Raw genomic sequence first — 16,847 nt, forward strand, 5'->3', positions numbered from 1 at the left:
GCCCTCGGTCAGCCGGACGGACTCGCCATCCTTCGCGGCCTCAGCGACGCGGGCGGGCTCACCGGCCCTAGCGACCTCGGTCAGCCGGACGGACTCGCCATCCTTCGCGGCCCCGGTCACGCGGACAGACTCACCGGCCCTGACGCCCTCGGCGACGCCCACGGGCTCGCCGCCCCTGGCGGCGTAGGTCAGCCGGGCGGACTCGCCGTTCGTCACGGCCACGGCCGCGCGGGCGGACTCACCAGCCCCGGCCACGTCAGCCACGCGGGCAGAATCACCAGCCTTCGCGGCCCCGGCCACCCTTGCCGCTGCGGCAGTTGTCGAGTCCGCGGAGCGGTCGGGGGTCTGGCGCGCCGAGCGGTCCGTCACTGGTGCCGCAGAGCGGCTGGGGACCGGGTCCCCGGAGTGGCTGGAGACCGGGCCCGCAGAGCGGCTGGAGGCCGGGCCCTCGGAGCGGCTGGAGGTCGGGTCCCCGGAGTGGCTGGAGGCCGGGCCCGTGGAGTGGCTGGAGGCCGGGCCCGTGGAGCGGCCCGAATCCGAACCCCCCGAGCGGGCTATGGCCTCGCGGTACCGGGCCACCGTCCCCTCGGCGGCCTTCGCCCAGGTGAAGTTCCGTAGGACGCGGTCACGTCCGGCCGCTCCCAGGCGGTCCCGCAGTTCCGCGTCCCCTAGCAGGCGGCCCAGGCCCGCGGCCAGCGCCCCGGGGTCCCCCGGCGGCACCGCCAGGCACGTCTCGCCGTCGCGCCCGGCGACCTCGGGGATCGCCCCGCCGGTCGTGGCGACGAGCGGCGTCCCCGTGGCCATGGCCTCGGCGGCCGGCAGGGAGAAGCCCTCGTACAGCGACGGCACGCACGCCACCTGCGCCGAGCGCACCAGGTCGACGAGTTCCGCGTCGGAGATGCCCTTGACGAACTCGACGGCGCCTTCGAGGCCGTACCGTTCCACCGCCTGCGCGACCGGGCCCTCCTCGGGCCGCTTGCCGACGACGACGAGGTGGGCGTCGGGGTGCTCGGTGCGGACCTTGGCGAGCGCCTCGACGAGGAAGACCAGGCCCTTGAGCGGGACATCGGCGCTGGACGTCGTGACGATCCGGCCGGGGATCTGCCGTACCGAGGGATCCGGCGAGAACAGGTCGGTGTCCGCGCCGATGTGCACGACGTGGATACGGTCCTGCCGTACGCCGAGGTGGTCGACGATCTCCGCACGGGACGTACCCGACACGGTCAGCACCGACGGCAGCCGGCGCGCCACCCGCTTCTGCATGCGCGTGAAGGCGTACCACCGGCGCACGGACATCCGCCGCTGCCAGCCCTCGGCGGCGTCCAGCTCCAGCTGCCGGTCCACGGTGATGGGGTGGTGGATGGTGGTGACGAGGGGGGCGCCGACGTCGCCCAGCAGGCCGTAGCCGAGGGTCTGGTTGTCGTGCACGACGTCGAAGTCGCCGCGCCGGGCGCGCAGATGGCGGCGGGCACGCAGCGAGAAGGTCAGCGGCTCGGGGAAACCGCCGGTCCACATGGTCGCCACTTCCAGCGCGTCGACCCAGTCGCGGTACTCGTCGCGCCCCGGGGTGCGGAAGGGGTCGGGCTGGCGGTAGAGGTCGAGGCTGGGGAGTTCGGTGAGGGTCAGGCGGCCCGCGTAGTCCGCGCCCTCGTCGAGGACGGGGTAGGGCTGGGAGCCGATGACCTCGACCCGGTGGCCGAGGCGGGCCAGCTCGCGGGAGAGGTGCCGTACGTAGACGCCCTGGCCGCCGCAGAACGGGTTCCCTTTATAGGTGAGAAGCGCGATGTCGAGCGGTCGCTCGCCGTCGGCGGCAGGGTCCTCCGCGGGCCCGGCCTCCCTGGCCTCAGCGGTCACTCCGGACCCCCTTCTCCCTGCTCTGTCCCGCGAGATTACGCCGGGACGCTAATCTAGAACAAGTTTCAGACTTGATCGTTCAAGAGGCTCTGAATCTACCGGCAGGTAGCGCCGCTGTGAGCGATGGATCAGGTGATTCACGCCACGGCCGACGCCCTGGCATGCTCTGTCCGGTCACTCACCCTCACCGACTGTCACGGAACGGGATCCATGCCTGCGGAAGCCAGTAGCGCGAGCCCTGCCTCACCGCCCCTCACCGAGCGGCAGGAGGCCCGTCGGCGACGCATCCTGCACGCCAGCGCGCAGCTCGCCAGCCGGGGTGGCTTCGACGCCGTACAGATGCGCGAGGTCGCGGAGTCCTCGCAGGTGGCGCTCGGCACGCTGTACCGCTACTTCCCGTCCAAGGTGCATCTGCTGGTCGCCACGATGCAGGACCAGCTGGAGCACATGCACGGCACGCTGCGGAAGAAGCCGCCGCAGGGGGCGACGGCGGCGGAGCGGGTGGCGGAGACCCTGATGCGTGCCTTTCGCGCGCTGCAGCGCGAGCCGCACCTGGCCGACGCCATGGTCCGGGCACTGACCTTCGCCGACCGCAGCGTCTCCCCCGAGGTCGACCAGGTCTCCCGCCAGACCACGGTGATCATCCTGGACGCCATGGGCCTGGAGAACCCGACGCCCGAGCAGCTTTCCGCCGTCCGCGTCATCGAGCACACCTGGCACTCGGCCCTGATCACCTGGCTCTCGGGCCGCGCCTCGATCGCCCAGGTGAAGATCGACATCGAGACGGTGTGCCGGTTGATCGACCTGACGGCACCGGAGACACCGGAGGCGCGGGAGACACGGGTTCAGGCACGCAAATGACCTACGAGACGGGTTCCCTTCGCCGGTATTACCCGGATCAGGTGATGGGGGTCGCCTTCCGGTCTTCCGACCTCTCGGTCTTCCGACTTTCCAGCCTCTCAGCCCGGACCGTCGACGTCGGCCCCAGCGGAAGCCGTCTGCTTCCTGCCAGAGTCGGCTACTCCGGTTCGAACTCCCTCACTCGTCCCGTAGGCCTATATCCAGAATAGAACGTACGGCCGGGAATGAAACCCCCTAAACGTGATTTTTTCGGGCGTTATTCCTCCGGAGGGAACACCGGCTCCCCGCTCCCCAGCAACGTGATCACGATCGCCTCCACCGGACAGCTCTCCGCCGCCGCCAGCACCCTCTCGTTCGCGTGGGCCTCCGGGTCGGCGGGATGGGACTGCCGGCCGGTGTCGAGGCGGAAAGCGTCGGGGGCGTGGTGGACACACTGGGCCGAGCCGATGCACACCGACCGGTCGACCTCGACGTGCCAGCGGTCGCCCGCCCCCGCGCTCGAATACGCTCGCGCGGGAGGTGCCCCCATCGCTCACGCCTCCCAGCCGGCCGGAAGGTGGATCATCTTGTGCTCCAGGTACTCGCCGAAGCCCTCGGGGCCGAACTCCCGCCCCAGCCCTGAGTTCTTGTAGCCGCCGAACGGGCCCAGCATGTCCAGGCTGAAGGTGTTCACCGAGTAGGTGCCGGTACGGACCTGGCGGGCGACCTCGATGCCGTGCGCGGTGTCGGCCGTCCAGACGCTGCCGCTCAGGCCGTAGTCGGAGTCGTTGGCGATCTTCACGGCCTCGGACTCGTCGCCGTAGGGGAGCAGACAGATCACCGGGCCGAAGATCTCCTCGCGGGCGATCCGCATCGAGTTGTCGACGTCCCCGAAGAGGGTCGGCTCGACGTACCAGCCTCGGTCCAGACCCGCCGGACGCCCACCGCCGGTCAGGATCTTCGCGCCCTCCTCCTGGCCGATGCGGATGTAGTCGAGGTTCCTGCGCTGTTGCCGCTGCGCCACCAGCGGGCCCACCTGGGTCGCCGCGTCCAGCGGGTCGCCGACCACCAGCGCGCCGGCCGCCGCCGCGAAGGCCTCGGCGAACTCGTCGTAGCGGGAACGCGGGAGCAGGATTCGCGTCTGGGCCACACACGCCTGGCCGTTGTTCATCCAGGCGGCCGGGACGACACCGGCGACCGTCGCCTCGACGTCCGCGTCCGGCAGGACCACGGCCGCCGACTTGCCGCCCAACTCCAGCGTCACCCGCGTGAGATTGCGGGCCGCGACCTCCATCACGCGCTTGCCCGCCGCCACCGAGCCGGTGAAGGAGACCTTGTCGATCCCCGGGTGCCCGACCAGGTACTCGCTGACCTCACGGTCCGCCGGGAGGATGGACAGGACTCCGTCCGGCAGCCCGGCGTCCTTCGCGATCTCCGCCAGCAGATAGGAGTCCAGCGGCGACTCCGGCGACGGCTTGAGCACCACCGTGCAGCCGGTCAGCAGCGCGGGCGCGAGCTTGGCGGCGGCGACGAACTGCGGCACGTTCCAGGGGACGACGGCCGCGACGACCCCGACCGGCTCGCGCCGCACGAGGATCTTCCCCAGCACGCCGTCGCGCGCCTCCTCGTACGTGAAGTTCCGCGCGACCGTGATCGCCGCGTCCCACACCATCATCGCACCGAGCGCCTGGGCGAGGACGCTCCAGGAGTACGGGGAGCCGTTCTCGGAGGAGATCACGCGGGCGATCTCCTCGTGCCGCAGCGCGATGCCGTCCTTGATGCGGGTGACGACCTCGATCCGCTCGTCGAGCGACATCCGCGGCCAGGGCCCCTCGTCGAACGCCCGCCGCGCCACCTCGACCGCCCGGTCGACGTCGGCCGACGAGGCGTGCGGCACGCGTCCGATGACCTCCTCCGTGTGCGGCGAGATCACCTCGATGACGTCCTTGCCCAGGGGGTCGGTCAACTCCCCGCCGATGAACAGCTGTCCGTGTTCCATGAGCTCGGTCATGGCCGACGCCTCCCGCGGAGCTGGAGCAGTTCCCTTGGTTTCTGACGCTGTTTCAGAACTGATACCAGTTCCACTACGAGGAGTCCACGGATCGCACATCAATCACGCCTACGCTGATCAACTCGACGGGGAGGAACGGCGGATGACGGCGAACCGTGAGCGCAGGCGCGCCTGGGCGGTCTTCACGACGGCCATGACGACGGCCGTCTGCGGCGCCGCGTGGATGACCTCGGCCTGGGACGACGTGCGGCACAGCAGCGGAGTGTCCGTCAGCAGGGAGACGAAGAGCCCGGAGGAGATCAGGGAGTTCTGGACCCCCGAGCGCATGCGACAGGCGGAGCCCGCCGAAATGCCTGTCTGGATCCCCTGCGAGCACTTCCCTCACTCGCTCTCGCCGAAGTGCTGGTAGATGACTCGGGCTCCCATGGAAACGCGTTCTAGTTATAGTGGCCGAGTCGGCCGGAACGTGTCGCGGCGATTGGGGAGCCCATGACGCAGACGCAGGTGTACGACCACGGCGGCGGCGTCCGTTCGATCGCGGTCCCCATCCCCGACAACCCGCTCGGCCACACCCTCGTGTACGCCGTCGAAACCGACCGCGGCCCGGTGCTCGTCGACACCGGCTGGGACGACCCGGCCTCCTGGGACACCCTCGCCGAGGGCCTCGCGGCCTGCGGCACCGCACCCGCCGAGATCCACGGCGTCGTCATCACCCACCACCACCCCGACCACCACGGCCTGTCGGGCAAGGTGCGCGAGGCCTCCGGCGCCTGGATCGCGATGCACGCGGCGGACGCGGCGATCGTACGGCGCACCCGCGCGACCCGCCCCGAGCGCTGGTTCTCCTACATGGCGGACAAGCTCACCGCGGCCGGCGCCCCCGACGCCCACGTGGCCCCCCTGCGCGCCGCCCGCCGCCCGAGCACCTTCCCCGGCCTCTCCCCCGCCGCACCCGACCGCGAGATCGTCCCCGGCGACCTCCTCGACCTCCCCGGCCGCCGCCTGCGCGCGATCTGGACCCCGGGCCACACCCCCGGCCACGTCTGCCTGCACCTGGAGGAGGACCACCCGGCCCGACTCCCGGGCCACGGCCGCCTGTTCTCCGGCGACCACCTGCTCCCCGGCATCACCCCGCACATCGGCCTGTACGAGGACCCCGACGACACGACGGTCACCGACCCCCTCGGCGACTACCTCGCCTCCCTCGAACGCGTCGGCCGCCTCGCCCCCGCCGAGATCCTCCCGGCCCACCAGCACGCGTTCACCGACGCGCCCGCCCGCGTACGGGAGTTGCTGACCCACCACGAGTCCCGCCTCACCGACCTCCTGACCCTCCTGGCCGAGCCCCTCACCCCCTGGCAGCTCGCCGAGCGCATGGAGTGGAACCGGCCCTGGGACCAAATCCCGTACGGATCAAGGAACATCGCGATCGCGGAGGCCGAGGCCCATCTGCGACGGCTGGTGAAGCTGGGGAGGGCGGAGGCGGTGGCGGGAAGTGAGCCTGTGGCGTACGTGGCGGTCTGAGAAGACCGCGCTCCTCCCTCCTCACAAGGCCGTTCGCCTCGAACGGTTGGCCGGAGGTCGTCTTGTCATCGGCCCTGCCCCAAGAGCAGCATGATGGTGTCGAGTTGGCGACGCCGCCGCCGGAATGCCCAGTACGGGACGCGACACAATTGCGGGTTAAAGGTGCTCCGGGGCGCATCACCCGAGGGGAACTGTCATGCACAGCGACGTAGTGAACCGCGCCGCCGCACACCCAGTGGGTGAAGCCCATCAGGCCGCGAGCAGGACCGCCCGCCGTGGCCGCGCACGTCTGACGAAACTGAGCCTTCAAGGGGAGCGGGGCGTCAGGCGGGCCTCGGCGATCGGCGACGACGCGCCCGCAGGATTCAATTCCTCCGTCTGAAACGGAGCGCGGACGACGTGCCGGTGCCCATGGCAGCACGGCCCTTCCGTCAGTTCGTGGTGAAGGTCCACAGCCGCTGCGACCTGGCCTGTGACCACTGTTATGTGTATCGGCACGCCGATCAGAGCTGGCGCCGTCGTCCCCGGGTGATGGCGCCGCGCATCGTCCGGGCCACTGCCGAGCGCATCGCCGAGCACGCGCGCTCGCACCGGCTGACTCGGGTCACCGTTGTGCTGCACGGCGGTGAGCCACTGCTCGCCGGACCCGAACGACTGGCTGCCCTGGCCCGTGAACTGCGCCGCTCGCTGGACGGCATCGCCGTACTCGACCTGCGTATGCAGACCAACGGGCTGCTCCTCGACGACGAGTTCTGCGCGCTGCTGGTACGTGAGCGCATCCATGCGGGCGTCTCGCTGGACGGGGACCGGGATTCCCACGACCGCCACCGGGTGCGGGCCGACGGGTCGGGCAGTTACGACGACACGGTGCGAGCGGTGCGACTGCTCGGGCGGCCCGCCCATCGTCCGGCGTTCGCAGGCCTGTTGTGCACCGTGGACGTATCCAACGACCCGGACGCGGTGTACGGCGCTTTGGCCGAAGTACGGCCTCCGCGTGTGGACTTCCTCCTCCCGCACGCCACATGGGACCACCCGCCGGCCCGTCCGCACGGCACCACGGACTACGCGGACTGGCTGATCACCGCGTACGAGCGATGGAACGCGGACGACAGGCCGTTCAGCATCCGCGTGTTCGAGTCGGTGGAGGCCGCGGCGATGGGCGAGCCCGGCTTCACCGAGGCGCTCGGGCTGGGCAGTCCCGATCTCCTGGTGATAGAGACCGATGGGGCGATCGAGCAGGCCGACTGGCTCAAGACAGTGGCCGAGGGCGCCCCGGAGACCGGCTATCACGTCCTGGTCAACAGCTTCGACGAGGCCGCCCGACACCCCGGCTTCCAGGCTCGCGCCCTGGGCCTGGACGGACTGCCCGCGCAGTGCAGGGCATGCCCGGTGGTGAGCATCTGCGGCGGAGGGCTCTACGGGCACCGGTACAGATCCGGCAGCGGCTTCGTCAACCCTTCCGTGTACTGCGCCGACCTGCTCAAGCTCATCCAGCACATACAGTCGTCCGCCGACCCGGCGCAACCGCACGCTGTGCCGTCGGCCGACATCGGCGCGCTCACGGCCGGCGGCGCACCTGAGCACGCGGCCGTACTGCGCCTGGCGGAAGCCCAGTTGGACCTGCGCCGCTCGATGCTGGCCTATCTGCACCGCGCCGGCGTCGGCTCGCAGGACACCTGGCAGGCTCTGCTGGAGCTGGACGGTCCCGCTCTCGACCTCGTGCTCGCGGACCCCGCCGTCCATGCCTGGGCGGTGACGGCGTGTTCCGCCGACGCACGGGGGCAGAGCGTGCCGGACACCGAGTTCCTCGAGGGGATCGCCCTGGCCGCGGCCTTCCGCGCAGGGCAGCGCCTGGAGCTCACGGTCCCGGTGGGCACCCACGGCGTCCTGCGCCTGCCCTCCGTCGGCCGGCTACGACTGCTGCCGAACGGGGGGTCCCTCCGGTCCGGGCAGGGGGTCCGGGCGGGCACCGACGGCGTACGCGTGTGGCGGGCCGACGGCGGTGGGGCGGTCTGGGAGCCCGTACAACGTCTTTCGCTCGGTGGGTTCGAGGCGAGCCTGGAGTCGAACTCCCTCCGTCCGGCGGGCGCGGGGGCGCTGCCCGACCTCGCGGCAGCGTGGCGGCGGCCCCTCGAAGCGGCCTGGGGCGTCCTCGCACACCGGTACCCGCACCAGGCCGCCGCCCTCGCGGCCGGCGTGACCACACTGGTGCTCCTCGACAGCGAGCAGGCGCAGGACGCCCCCCGCCCGCCCTTCGGCGCCCTGGCACTGGCGCCGCCGGGCACCGCCCAGGACCTCGTCCTGACCCTGCTCAGGGAATGGCAGTACGCGAAGTTCGCGGCGCTGCGCGACCTGCACGACCTCGGCGGCACGGGCCAGGAGGCGGCACTGCGACAGGCGTACGCGGACCTGGCGGTGGCCCGCGCATGGCACACCCGCCCGGGACCGGCCGCCCTGGACGGGGCGGCTCACTGGGGGAAGCGCGCGCTCGCCGCCCTGGACGCCTTCGCCGCCGGGAGCGACGCCCCCACGCCCGCCGGCCTGCGCCTGGCGGCGGACGTCCGGGCGGCCGTCGGCTCGCTGATCGAGGGCTCATGACGGCGGCGTACACCAGCCGCCGGCTCGCCGACGACCTTCGGGCCCTCGGACTGCGCTCGGGCGACGTCGTCCTGGTGCATTCCTCACTGCGCCGCATCGGCCCGACGGAGCAGGGGGCGGCGACGGTCGTCGAAGCACTGCGCGCCGCCGTCGGCGCCGAGGGCACCATCGTCGTACCGACGTTCACAGCGGACAACTCCCTGTCGTCCCGCACCCACCGCGCACGCGTCCAGGGCATGACCGCCGAGGAGATAGACGCCTTCCGGCAGGCGATGCCGGGGTTCGACGCGACCACCACACCCAGCACCGGAATGGGTGCCGTCGCCGAGATGGTGCGTACGGCGCCGGGAGCCCGGCGCAGCGCGCACCCGCAGACCTCGCTGGCCGCGGTGGGGCGGCTGGCCGAGGCCATCACCCGGGACCACCCGCTCGACTGCCTCCTCGGGGAGGCCTCCCCGCTGGGGCCGCTCTATCGGCTCGGGACACGCGTCCTGTTGCTGGGCGTGGGCTTCGAATCGTGCACGGCCTTCCACCTCGGCGAGTACCGCTCGCCCGACCCGCCCGTACGCCGCTACGACTGTGCCGTCACCGACGGCCGGCAGGCCGACGGGCGACCCGGGAGGCGGTGGCTGTCGTTCGAGGACGTGGCCCTGGACGACCGGGACTTCGGGCGGCTGGGGGCCTGGCTGGAGGGTCAGCGCACGGACACGGGGCATAGCGTGGTCCGGCGCGGCCGGGTGGGTGAAGGAATTGCCCGGCTCCTCCCTATGGCTCATTCGGTGGACTTGGCTGTGGAATGGTTCAAGGAGCACCGCACGGCTGGAGGGGGCAGCGCAGGTGACCGAATCCCACTTATCCGGCCGCCCGGCTGACTCTCAGGTTCCGTATTTCTTCCACAGCTACGGACAAGTGCACTCCCGCGCCGCCGGTTTGCGTACGCCGGACAAAAGGCAGGACGAGTTTCATGAGCTGCTGGGCCAGTTCGTCCTCCAGCTGACCACGCACGACGGAACGACTCCGGTCGGTTTCCTCGACAAGCGCATGCCCCTGGGCGTCGAGTGGGAGAAGGACCTGAAGGAGGCGCTGGCCACCTGCCGGGTCTTCGTGCCGGTGTATTCACCGCAATACTTCAACAGCCGCTGGTGCGGGATGGAGTTCGACGGATTCGTCCGGCGGCAGGCTGAGCACCACCGCTGCGAGCCCTACACCGTCAGCGCGATCGTCCCTGTGCTGTGGACCTCGCCGGACCGGTTCGTCCTGCCCGACGTCGTCCAGCCCTTCCAATATCACGGCTCCGACCTCGACGAGGACTACAAGCGTCTGGGGCTGCGGGGCCTGATGGAGGCCGGGCAGTGGCGCAAATACCGGCGAACCGTGTGGCTGATCGCCGAGCGGATCGTCGACGTAGCCACGCTGGCCCGGCTCAGGCCCTGCGACGTCAACCTCTTCGACGACCTGCGCAATGTCTTCGCACCGTGCACTCAGGGGGACTCATGACGGACGCGACTCCGGTCTTCTTCCTCAGCTACGCCCGCACTCCGGGACCTCGACGGTCCGACCCCGACAAGCCGGTCTTCACCTTCTTCGAGGAGCTCAGCGAGCAGGTGGCCCGGCTGACCAGGGTGGACGCGGAGCAGGCCGGACACATGGACCGCCCGGACGCACCGTCCGACCAATGGCGCTCGGCGCTGGCGGCCTGCCGTGTCTTCGTTCCGCTGTACCAACCGCGATACTTCACCGATCCGCTGTGCGGGCGCCAGTGGACCGCCTTCAAGCAGCGGGTCGGCCCGGACTACGGCCGGGCCGTGGTCCCCGTCCTGTGGACCCCCCCTACCGCCGGCACCACACTGCCGCTGGCCGCCCTGGACATCCCCACCCAGCTGCCGCGCGAGGCCGGCGACGAGGAGCGGGACGCGCCGGACCGCTACGCAGAGTCCGGTCTCTTCCGGCTCATGGAGATGGAGGACGACCAGCACGCCTACCACCACGTCCTGGGGCGGCTGGCCGAGCGCATCGCGCGGTCGTGGGCGGACTCTCCGGCCCGGCCGGTCAGCGCCGAGCAGCTGACCGATCGCCGCGGCCTGGAGGACGCGTTCGCGCCCCAGCCGTCGAAACCCGCCCTGCGGATCACGGTCCTCGCGCCGACCACCAGTCGGCTTCCGCCCGGGCGTGAGGCGGCCTCCTACGGACCGGACACCGAATCATGGCGGCCTTACCGCACCACACCCGGATCGCTGACCCAGCAGGCTTTCGCTCTCGCCCGCAATCTCGGCTTCGAGCCGGAACTGGTCCCGTTCGAGAAGGCCTACGAGAGCATTGCCCCCGACAGCTCCGCGCGAGAACCCGTTCGGCCCTTCGCTCCCTGGGTGCTCGTGGTCGACGCGTGGGTGCTGGGCGATCTCAGGACCGCGGAGCGGGTGCAACGCATCGACGAGGCCAACCGGCCCTGGCTGGCGGTGATGGCGGTGCTGGCGGAGGACGACCCGCAGACCCGGCGCGACGAGGAACGGCTGCTGGGACTGCTGAAGACGCATCTGACCCGGCACCGGCACCACACAGCTCGCGGTACCGCCGCACGAGGTATCGCGAAAGCCGATGTCTTCGCCTGGCTGTTCGGGGAGTTGGCGAAGAGTTGCTATTTGCGGTATCTCGATTCCATCCAGGATGATTTCCCGCGCCCGTCGTCCGGCCCGGCGCGGAGTCACGGGGTTCGGAGGCCAACCAGTGACTGACGAGAACGACGCGGGCGCGAGCGCGGGGACTCGGACTGCGGATGCGCGGGAGACGGCCGGGGGGAAGATCGTCACCTTCTACTCGTACAAGGGCGGCACCGGTCGCACCATGTCCCTGGCCAACACAGCCTGGATCCTGGCCTCGGGGGGAAAGCGGGTGCTGGTCGTCGACTGGGACCTGGACGCGCCCGGCCTGGACCGCTTTCTGCATCCCTTCCTGGACCGCGACCGGTTACGGACCGCCCAAGGAGTCATCGACCTCTTCCTGCACTTCAACCAGACCGTGCTGGAGCAGCGCCGACAGCCGGAGAGCCACGCGCAGGACGAGTGGGAGACCGCCGAGGCGGCGTGGGTGGCCACTCAGGCCCGCTTCAACCACTGCGTGATCCCGGTCGACTGGGAGTTTCCCGGCGGCGGGCGGCTGGACTATGTCTCGCCCGGGACGCAGAACAAGCAGTACCTGTCGGCGTACTCGCAGTTCGACTGGATGCGGTTCCTGGACCACACCTGGCACGGACCGGTCTTCGTCGAGGCGCTGAAGCGCGAACTCACCCAGAACTACGACTACGTCCTGATCGACAGCCGCACCGGCCTGAGCGATGTCTCCGACGTGTGCACCGTGCTGCTGCCGGACGCTCTGGTCGTCGCCTTCACGCCCAGCAGCCAGGGGATGGACGGCGCACAGGCCGTGGCGCAGAAGATCGACAGTCTCTACGGGTATCGGGGCATCCGCATCATTCCGGTCCCCATGCGCGTGGAGGACGCGAACGGGGAGGCCGACCGCTTGGAGGCGGCACGGGAGCAGATGCGGGCGAAGTTCGCCGACATCGTGCGTCGCCACTGCGCGCTGGACGCCCAGGAGTACTGGGGCAAGGTGGAGATCCCCTACCGGCCCTTCTACGCCTACGAGGAATTGCTGGCGCCGTTCCGTGACGCCCCCGGCAGCCCCACCTCGATGCTCGCCGCGTGCGAACGGCTGACGGATGTCATCTCCGAAGGTGAGGTCACCGCCCTGCCCCGCTTGGACGACGCGGAGCGCAAGCGGGTCCTCGCCCTGTACAAGCGGCCAAGGCCGCTGGAGAACACCGACATCCATGTCAGCTTCGTGCCCGACGACCGCACCTGGGCCGACTGGATCGAGTTCACGCTCAAGTCCGTGGGCTTCCAGGTGCATCTGTTGCCCCATGGCACCACCCGTCCGTCCGACCGCACGGTCAGCGGGTCGGCGATGAAGTCGGCCACCCGAACCCTCGCGGTCCTGTCCCACGCCTACCGGGACTCCGCGGAGGCACGCGCGGCGTGGGAGGCCACCGACGCCGTCGACGGCCTGGGCAAACGGCGCAGCCTGGTGACCGTCCGCGTGGACGACGTACGGATGAGCCCGCCGTTCTCCGATCGCGGCGCCGCGGATCTGGCCCGCTTCGGCCCCAATGAGGAGGCCGCCCGGCAAGCGCTGCTGAATGCCGTGGATGCCCCGACACAGCCGCTGTACAGCCCGGCCGCCGCAAGCGACGGCGGTCCCCGCTTCCCCGGGGCCGAGCCCTCGGTGTTCTCCATGCCGATCCGCAACCCGTCCTTCACCGGACGCGAGCGGCTGCTGGGGTCTTTGCGCGAGCGGCTACGGGCGGGCAACCACACGGTGCTCCTGCGCGGCATGGGCGGAGTGGGCAAAACGATGCTGGCCCTGGAGTTCGCCCACCGCTTCAAGAGCGACTACGACGTCGTCTGGCACATCCAGGCCGATCAGCGAAACCTCGCGGTGGAGCAGTTCGCAGGGCTGGCAAGCCATCTGGAGGTCGCCGAGCGCAAGAACCCGACGGCGACGGCGGCCGGCGTCAAGGACGCGCTGCGTCTGGGCCGGCCCTACAGCCGCTGGTTGCTGATCCTCGATAACGTCGAACACGTGAACGATCTGTCCGACCTTCTGGTGAGCAGCAAGTCCGGCCACGTCCTGATCACCAGTCAGCGCTCCGAGGGCTGGGAACGGTATGCGGAGATCGTCGACGTCAGCGTGTTCGAACGCGATGAGAGCGTGGCGCACCTCAAGCGCAGGCTCACCGAGTGCAGCACCGAGGAGGCCGACGAAGTGGCCTCCGCCCTCGGCGATCTGCCGCTGGCCGTCGAACACGCGGCTGCCGTGCTCAAGGAGAGCGGCCTGCAGACCCACGAGTACGTCAAGCTCCTCGAGCGCCAGCCCGCCGCCGACACGGCCGGCCTGAGCCCCGACGACCGGCTGCTCGACGTCTCCAAGACCTGGAGCGTGGCCATCGGGCAGCTCAACAAGAACTTTCCGCCGGCGGTCCAACTGCTCAAATTGGCCGCCTGGTTCAGCCCGGAACCGATCTCCATGGATCTGTTGCAGAGCACGCAGATCGCACAGTCCCTGACCGGCCAGGACAGCGCGGGCGATCAGGAGTTCCGCCCGCGCGCCTTCGACAGCACGGAAATGATCGCCCGCGCGTTCCAGGAGCTGAGCCGGCTCTCACTCGCCACGGTGGACCGCAAGTCGCGCAGTCTCCGCGTACACCGCCTGGTGCAGATGTCGGTACGCCTGAACATGACGGAGACGGAGCAGGAGGCCACCCGGGACGTCGTGTTCCGCACTCTGGTGGCCGCCCGTCCCGAACAGGACGACCCCGAGGACCACAACACCTGGGACCGTTACCGCATCATCTGGCCGCACCTGGGAACTCCATGGGCCCTGACGGCGCCCGACTACGGCATCCGCAAGCTGATCGTGGACCGGGTGCGCCAGTTGCGCCGCCGTGGCGAGCTGAAGCAGGCTTACGACCTGAGCACGCGTGTTCATCAGGGCTGGGTCGAACGCAGCGGGCCTGACGAGCGCTGGGTGCTCCACATGGGCTTCCAGATCGCCAACATCCTTCGCGCCCAGGGCCGTTACCAGGAGGCCCTGGACCTGGGCATGGACGTACTGCACCGCCAGGAAGCGGTCCTGGACAGCCCGCACGATCTGCACATCCTCATGACGTCCGGCGGTGTGGCGGCCGACCTTCGAGGTCTGGGCCGCTACAGCGAGGCACTGGAACGCGACCGCCTCAACCACGAGCGGTTCCTCGAGCTGTTCGGCGAAGACCATCCGCGCAGTCTCATGGCGGCCAACAATTACGCCGTGTGTCTACGGGTGCTGGGACAGTACACGGACGCCCTGCGGCTGGACCGCACGACGATGGACACGCGGAGCAAGATCCTGGGCGCGGAACACGCCTGGACACGCGAATCAACCATCAGCTACGCCCGCGATCTGCTCGACTGCGGCGACTACACCGGATCCGAGCTCCAGTTGCGGCGCACCTACAGCCAATGCCTCGCCAACGAGCAGTTCGGCCCGTCCTCTCCCACCACCATCAACGCGGGCAAGGCGCTGTCGGGCGCCCTGCGCCAGCTGGGCCGGGCGCAGGATGCGGAGGAACTGACGCTCGCGGTGCTGTCCAGTCTGCCCGCCGATGAGGGGTCGGCCTCACCCAACCGGCTGCTGCTCCAGCTGAGCCTGGCCGGGGTACTGGGCGCGCAAGGCCGTACCGAGGAGGCCCTCGAACTGGCCCGCCGGGTCCTGGACGACTGCCGTCGCTTCTTCCACGACCAGCACCCCTATACGGCAGCCTGTTACGCAAACCTGGCCGTGCTGCTCTACACGGCCAACGAGGCGGCATCCTCCCTGGCACACGCCGAGCAAGCGGCGAGGGTCTTCGCGGAGATCTTCGACGACGACCACCCGTTCACGCTGATGTGTCGGATGAACCTGGCCAATGCCCAGGCCGCACTGGGGCAGCGTGAACTGGCCCGCGCCACCTACGAGGAGGTACTGGACCGGCTCCGCGATGTCCTCGACGACGACCAGCACCCCGCCCCACTGGTCTGCGCGGCCAACCTCGCGGTGGTCCTGAACGAGCTGGGAGAGGCCGAGGCCGCCGAACGGCTGCGTGAGGAAGTGCTCGGCGCGCTCACCGCCCGGCTCGGGGCCGACCATCCCCGCGCTTCGGCCTTGCGCGAGTGGAGCCGCTCGGGCTGGGAGTTCGACCCTCACCCGGTCTGATCCGATCCGATCTGCGAGGCGCTCGCCGTCCACCGGCGAGCGCTCAGCAGTGATCCGGAGCTCCCGCGAGCACGGCCGGGCGCCGAACCCCTACACGGCGGCCCCGAAGCGTTCGCGGGCACGGTCACGAAGCCAGGCGAGTATTTCGGGTACGGCCGGCAGCGCGGCGAAGTGGGCTGCCTCGGGTTTCAGCACGGCGGTCGCCGAGGGGATGCGGTCGGCCAGCCACCGGAAGTGGCCGACGGGCGAGAAGGTGTCGTACTCACCGTGCCACAGCAGCAGCGGCACCTCGACGATCTTGCCTGGCTCGAAGCCCCAGTCCCGCCGGAAGGAGAGCACGTCGTCGAGCCATCCGAAGGAGGAACGCACCACGCTGGTCTGGTAGTTGGCGAGCAGCAGACCTCGGATGCCGCCGTGCCCCACCACGGCCTTGTCGGCCGTGGGCATCTCCGGGGTCAGCAAGCTCAACAGCGATTCGGGATTGTCACGGATGGCATCCGCGTTGCTGGCCAAGTTGGCCTTGAGCCGGTCCAGGCACTCCACGGAGCCCTCGTCGAGTGCCGCGGTAGCGGCCTCGTAGGCGATGACGTTGGATTCGGCCATCCCCTCGAACCAGTCGAGCCCCTCGGCATCGGGAGGCGCGATGCTGACCAGCGCGGCGGCGCTCGCCACCCGGTTCGCAAGCAGCGCGGCACAGGCCAGCGCGTGCGGCCCGCCGCCGGAACGACCGACCACGGAGAAGTGGTCGATCTTCAGGTGATCGGCGATGGCCTCCACGTCCGCAGCGGCGTGATCGACGGTGCGGCCCTTCAACCGGTGTGATTCCCCGTATCCCGGCCGGTCGTAGGAGATGAGCCGGATGCCCAGTTTGTAGAGGTCGATGGCGCGTGGACGCGGTCCGACCCTGCTGCCCGGAGTGCCATGCAGCAAGAACACCGGGTGCCCCTTCGGGTCCCCCGACGTCTCGAAGGAGAGCAGCCTCCCACCATCGCCGCTCTCGACACTTCCCAACACCAGGTGTGCCTCCCGTCGCCAGCGCCGCGGCCGCCCGGAGCGGGACCCAGAGAACCAGCATCCCGCCCGTCAGGGCGCCAGTCGACACACAAACCAGCCGTCTGTAGCGACGGACCAAGGGTTTTCGTAAGACGCAATGTCATGGGGTGACGGTTGCGCGTCCCCGAGGGCCGCTCGCACCGACCAAACGGTAGAGGATTGCCGCCCTCCGCCGGACCAT

12 protein-coding genes and 1 riboswitch are annotated in these 16,847 nt (G+C 70.2%); of the genes, 7 read left to right on the forward strand and 5 right to left on the reverse strand.

The window, feature by feature from the left end; genetic code table 11:
- On the reverse strand, positions 1-1,854 hold a 1,854-nt coding region (locus ACIREI_RS06125; protein WP_403327827.1), incomplete at its 3' end, for a glycosyltransferase.
- Positions 1,855-2,064: 210 nt separating this feature from the next.
- Between ACIREI_RS06125 and ACIREI_RS06130 the strand changes: the two genes are divergently transcribed.
- Complete coding sequence (locus ACIREI_RS06130; RefSeq protein ID WP_403327829.1) at positions 2,065-2,715, forward strand: TetR family transcriptional regulator; 651 nt, start codon at positions 2,065-2,067, stop codon at positions 2,713-2,715.
- Positions 2,713-2,904, reverse strand: a riboswitch (TPP riboswitch). It overlaps the preceding gene by 3 nt.
- A gap of 67 nt (positions 2,905-2,971) precedes the next feature.
- On the opposite strand, the gene ACIREI_RS06135 is transcribed toward ACIREI_RS06130, so the two are convergent.
- The 3 genes from ACIREI_RS06135 to ACIREI_RS06145 all read right to left on the reverse strand — a co-directional run bounded on the left by ACIREI_RS06135 (position 2,972) and on the right by ACIREI_RS06145 (position 5,032).
- On the reverse strand, positions 2,972-3,244 hold the full coding sequence (locus ACIREI_RS06135) for a ferredoxin (RefSeq protein ID WP_403327831.1): 273 nt from the start codon (positions 3,242-3,244) through the stop codon (positions 2,972-2,974).
- Between the two features lie 3 nt (positions 3,245-3,247).
- Positions 3,248-4,705, reverse strand: coding sequence for an aldehyde dehydrogenase (locus ACIREI_RS06140; RefSeq protein WP_403327833.1), 1,458 nt, complete (start codon positions 4,703-4,705; stop codon positions 3,248-3,250).
- 117 nt (positions 4,706-4,822) lie between these two features.
- A complete protein-coding gene (locus tag ACIREI_RS06145) occupies positions 4,823-5,032 on the reverse strand; it encodes a hypothetical protein (protein ID WP_403327835.1) in 210 nt (69 codons plus the stop codon).
- Positions 5,033-5,194: 162 nt separating this feature from the next.
- Here ACIREI_RS06145 and ACIREI_RS06150 point away from each other — a divergent pair, with 162 nt between their 5' ends.
- The 6 genes from ACIREI_RS06150 (at position 5,195) to fxsT (ending at position 15,613) form a co-directional block, all read left to right on the forward strand.
- Positions 5,195-6,229, forward strand: a complete 1,035-nt coding sequence (locus tag ACIREI_RS06150; protein WP_403327837.1) for an MBL fold metallo-hydrolase — start codon at positions 5,195-5,197, stop codon at positions 6,227-6,229.
- A gap of 411 nt (positions 6,230-6,640) precedes the next feature.
- The gene (locus ACIREI_RS06155) at positions 6,641-8,827 is read left to right on the forward strand and encodes an FxsB family cyclophane-forming radical SAM/SPASM peptide maturase (RefSeq protein ID WP_403327839.1); all 2,187 of its coding nucleotides are present in this window, start codon (positions 6,641-6,643) and stop codon (positions 8,825-8,827) included.
- Positions 8,824-9,699 carry an aminoglycoside N(3)-acetyltransferase gene (locus ACIREI_RS06160; protein WP_403327841.1) on the forward strand — a complete coding sequence of 292 codons (876 nt, stop codon included), beginning with the start codon at positions 8,824-8,826 and terminating at the stop codon, positions 9,697-9,699. Before ACIREI_RS06155 ends, ACIREI_RS06160 begins: the two co-directional genes overlap by 4 nt.
- On the forward strand, positions 9,665-10,324 hold the full coding sequence (locus ACIREI_RS06165) for a TIR-like protein FxsC (RefSeq protein ID WP_403327843.1): 660 nt from the start codon (positions 9,665-9,667) through the stop codon (positions 10,322-10,324). Before ACIREI_RS06160 ends, ACIREI_RS06165 begins: the two co-directional genes overlap by 35 nt.
- Complete coding sequence (locus ACIREI_RS06170) at positions 10,321-11,559, forward strand: TIR-like protein FxsC (RefSeq protein WP_403327845.1); 1,239 nt, start codon at positions 10,321-10,323, stop codon at positions 11,557-11,559. Before ACIREI_RS06165 ends, ACIREI_RS06170 begins: the two co-directional genes overlap by 4 nt.
- Positions 11,552-15,613, forward strand: coding sequence for an FxSxx-COOH system tetratricopeptide repeat protein (gene fxsT / locus ACIREI_RS06175; protein ID WP_403327847.1), 4,062 nt, complete (start codon positions 11,552-11,554; stop codon positions 15,611-15,613). Before ACIREI_RS06170 ends, fxsT begins: the two co-directional genes overlap by 8 nt.
- Positions 15,614-15,703: 90 nt before the next feature.
- Here fxsT and ACIREI_RS06180 read toward each other — a convergent pair whose 3' ends face one another.
- Positions 15,704-16,549, reverse strand: coding sequence for an alpha/beta fold hydrolase (locus ACIREI_RS06180; RefSeq protein WP_403327849.1), 846 nt, complete (start codon positions 16,547-16,549; stop codon positions 15,704-15,706).
- Positions 16,550-16,847: the final 298 nt, after the last annotated feature.

It is taken from the genome of Streptomyces sp. NPDC093591 (assembly GCF_044764885.1).
Taxonomy (GTDB): Bacteria; Actinomycetota; Actinomycetes; order Streptomycetales; family Streptomycetaceae; genus Streptomyces.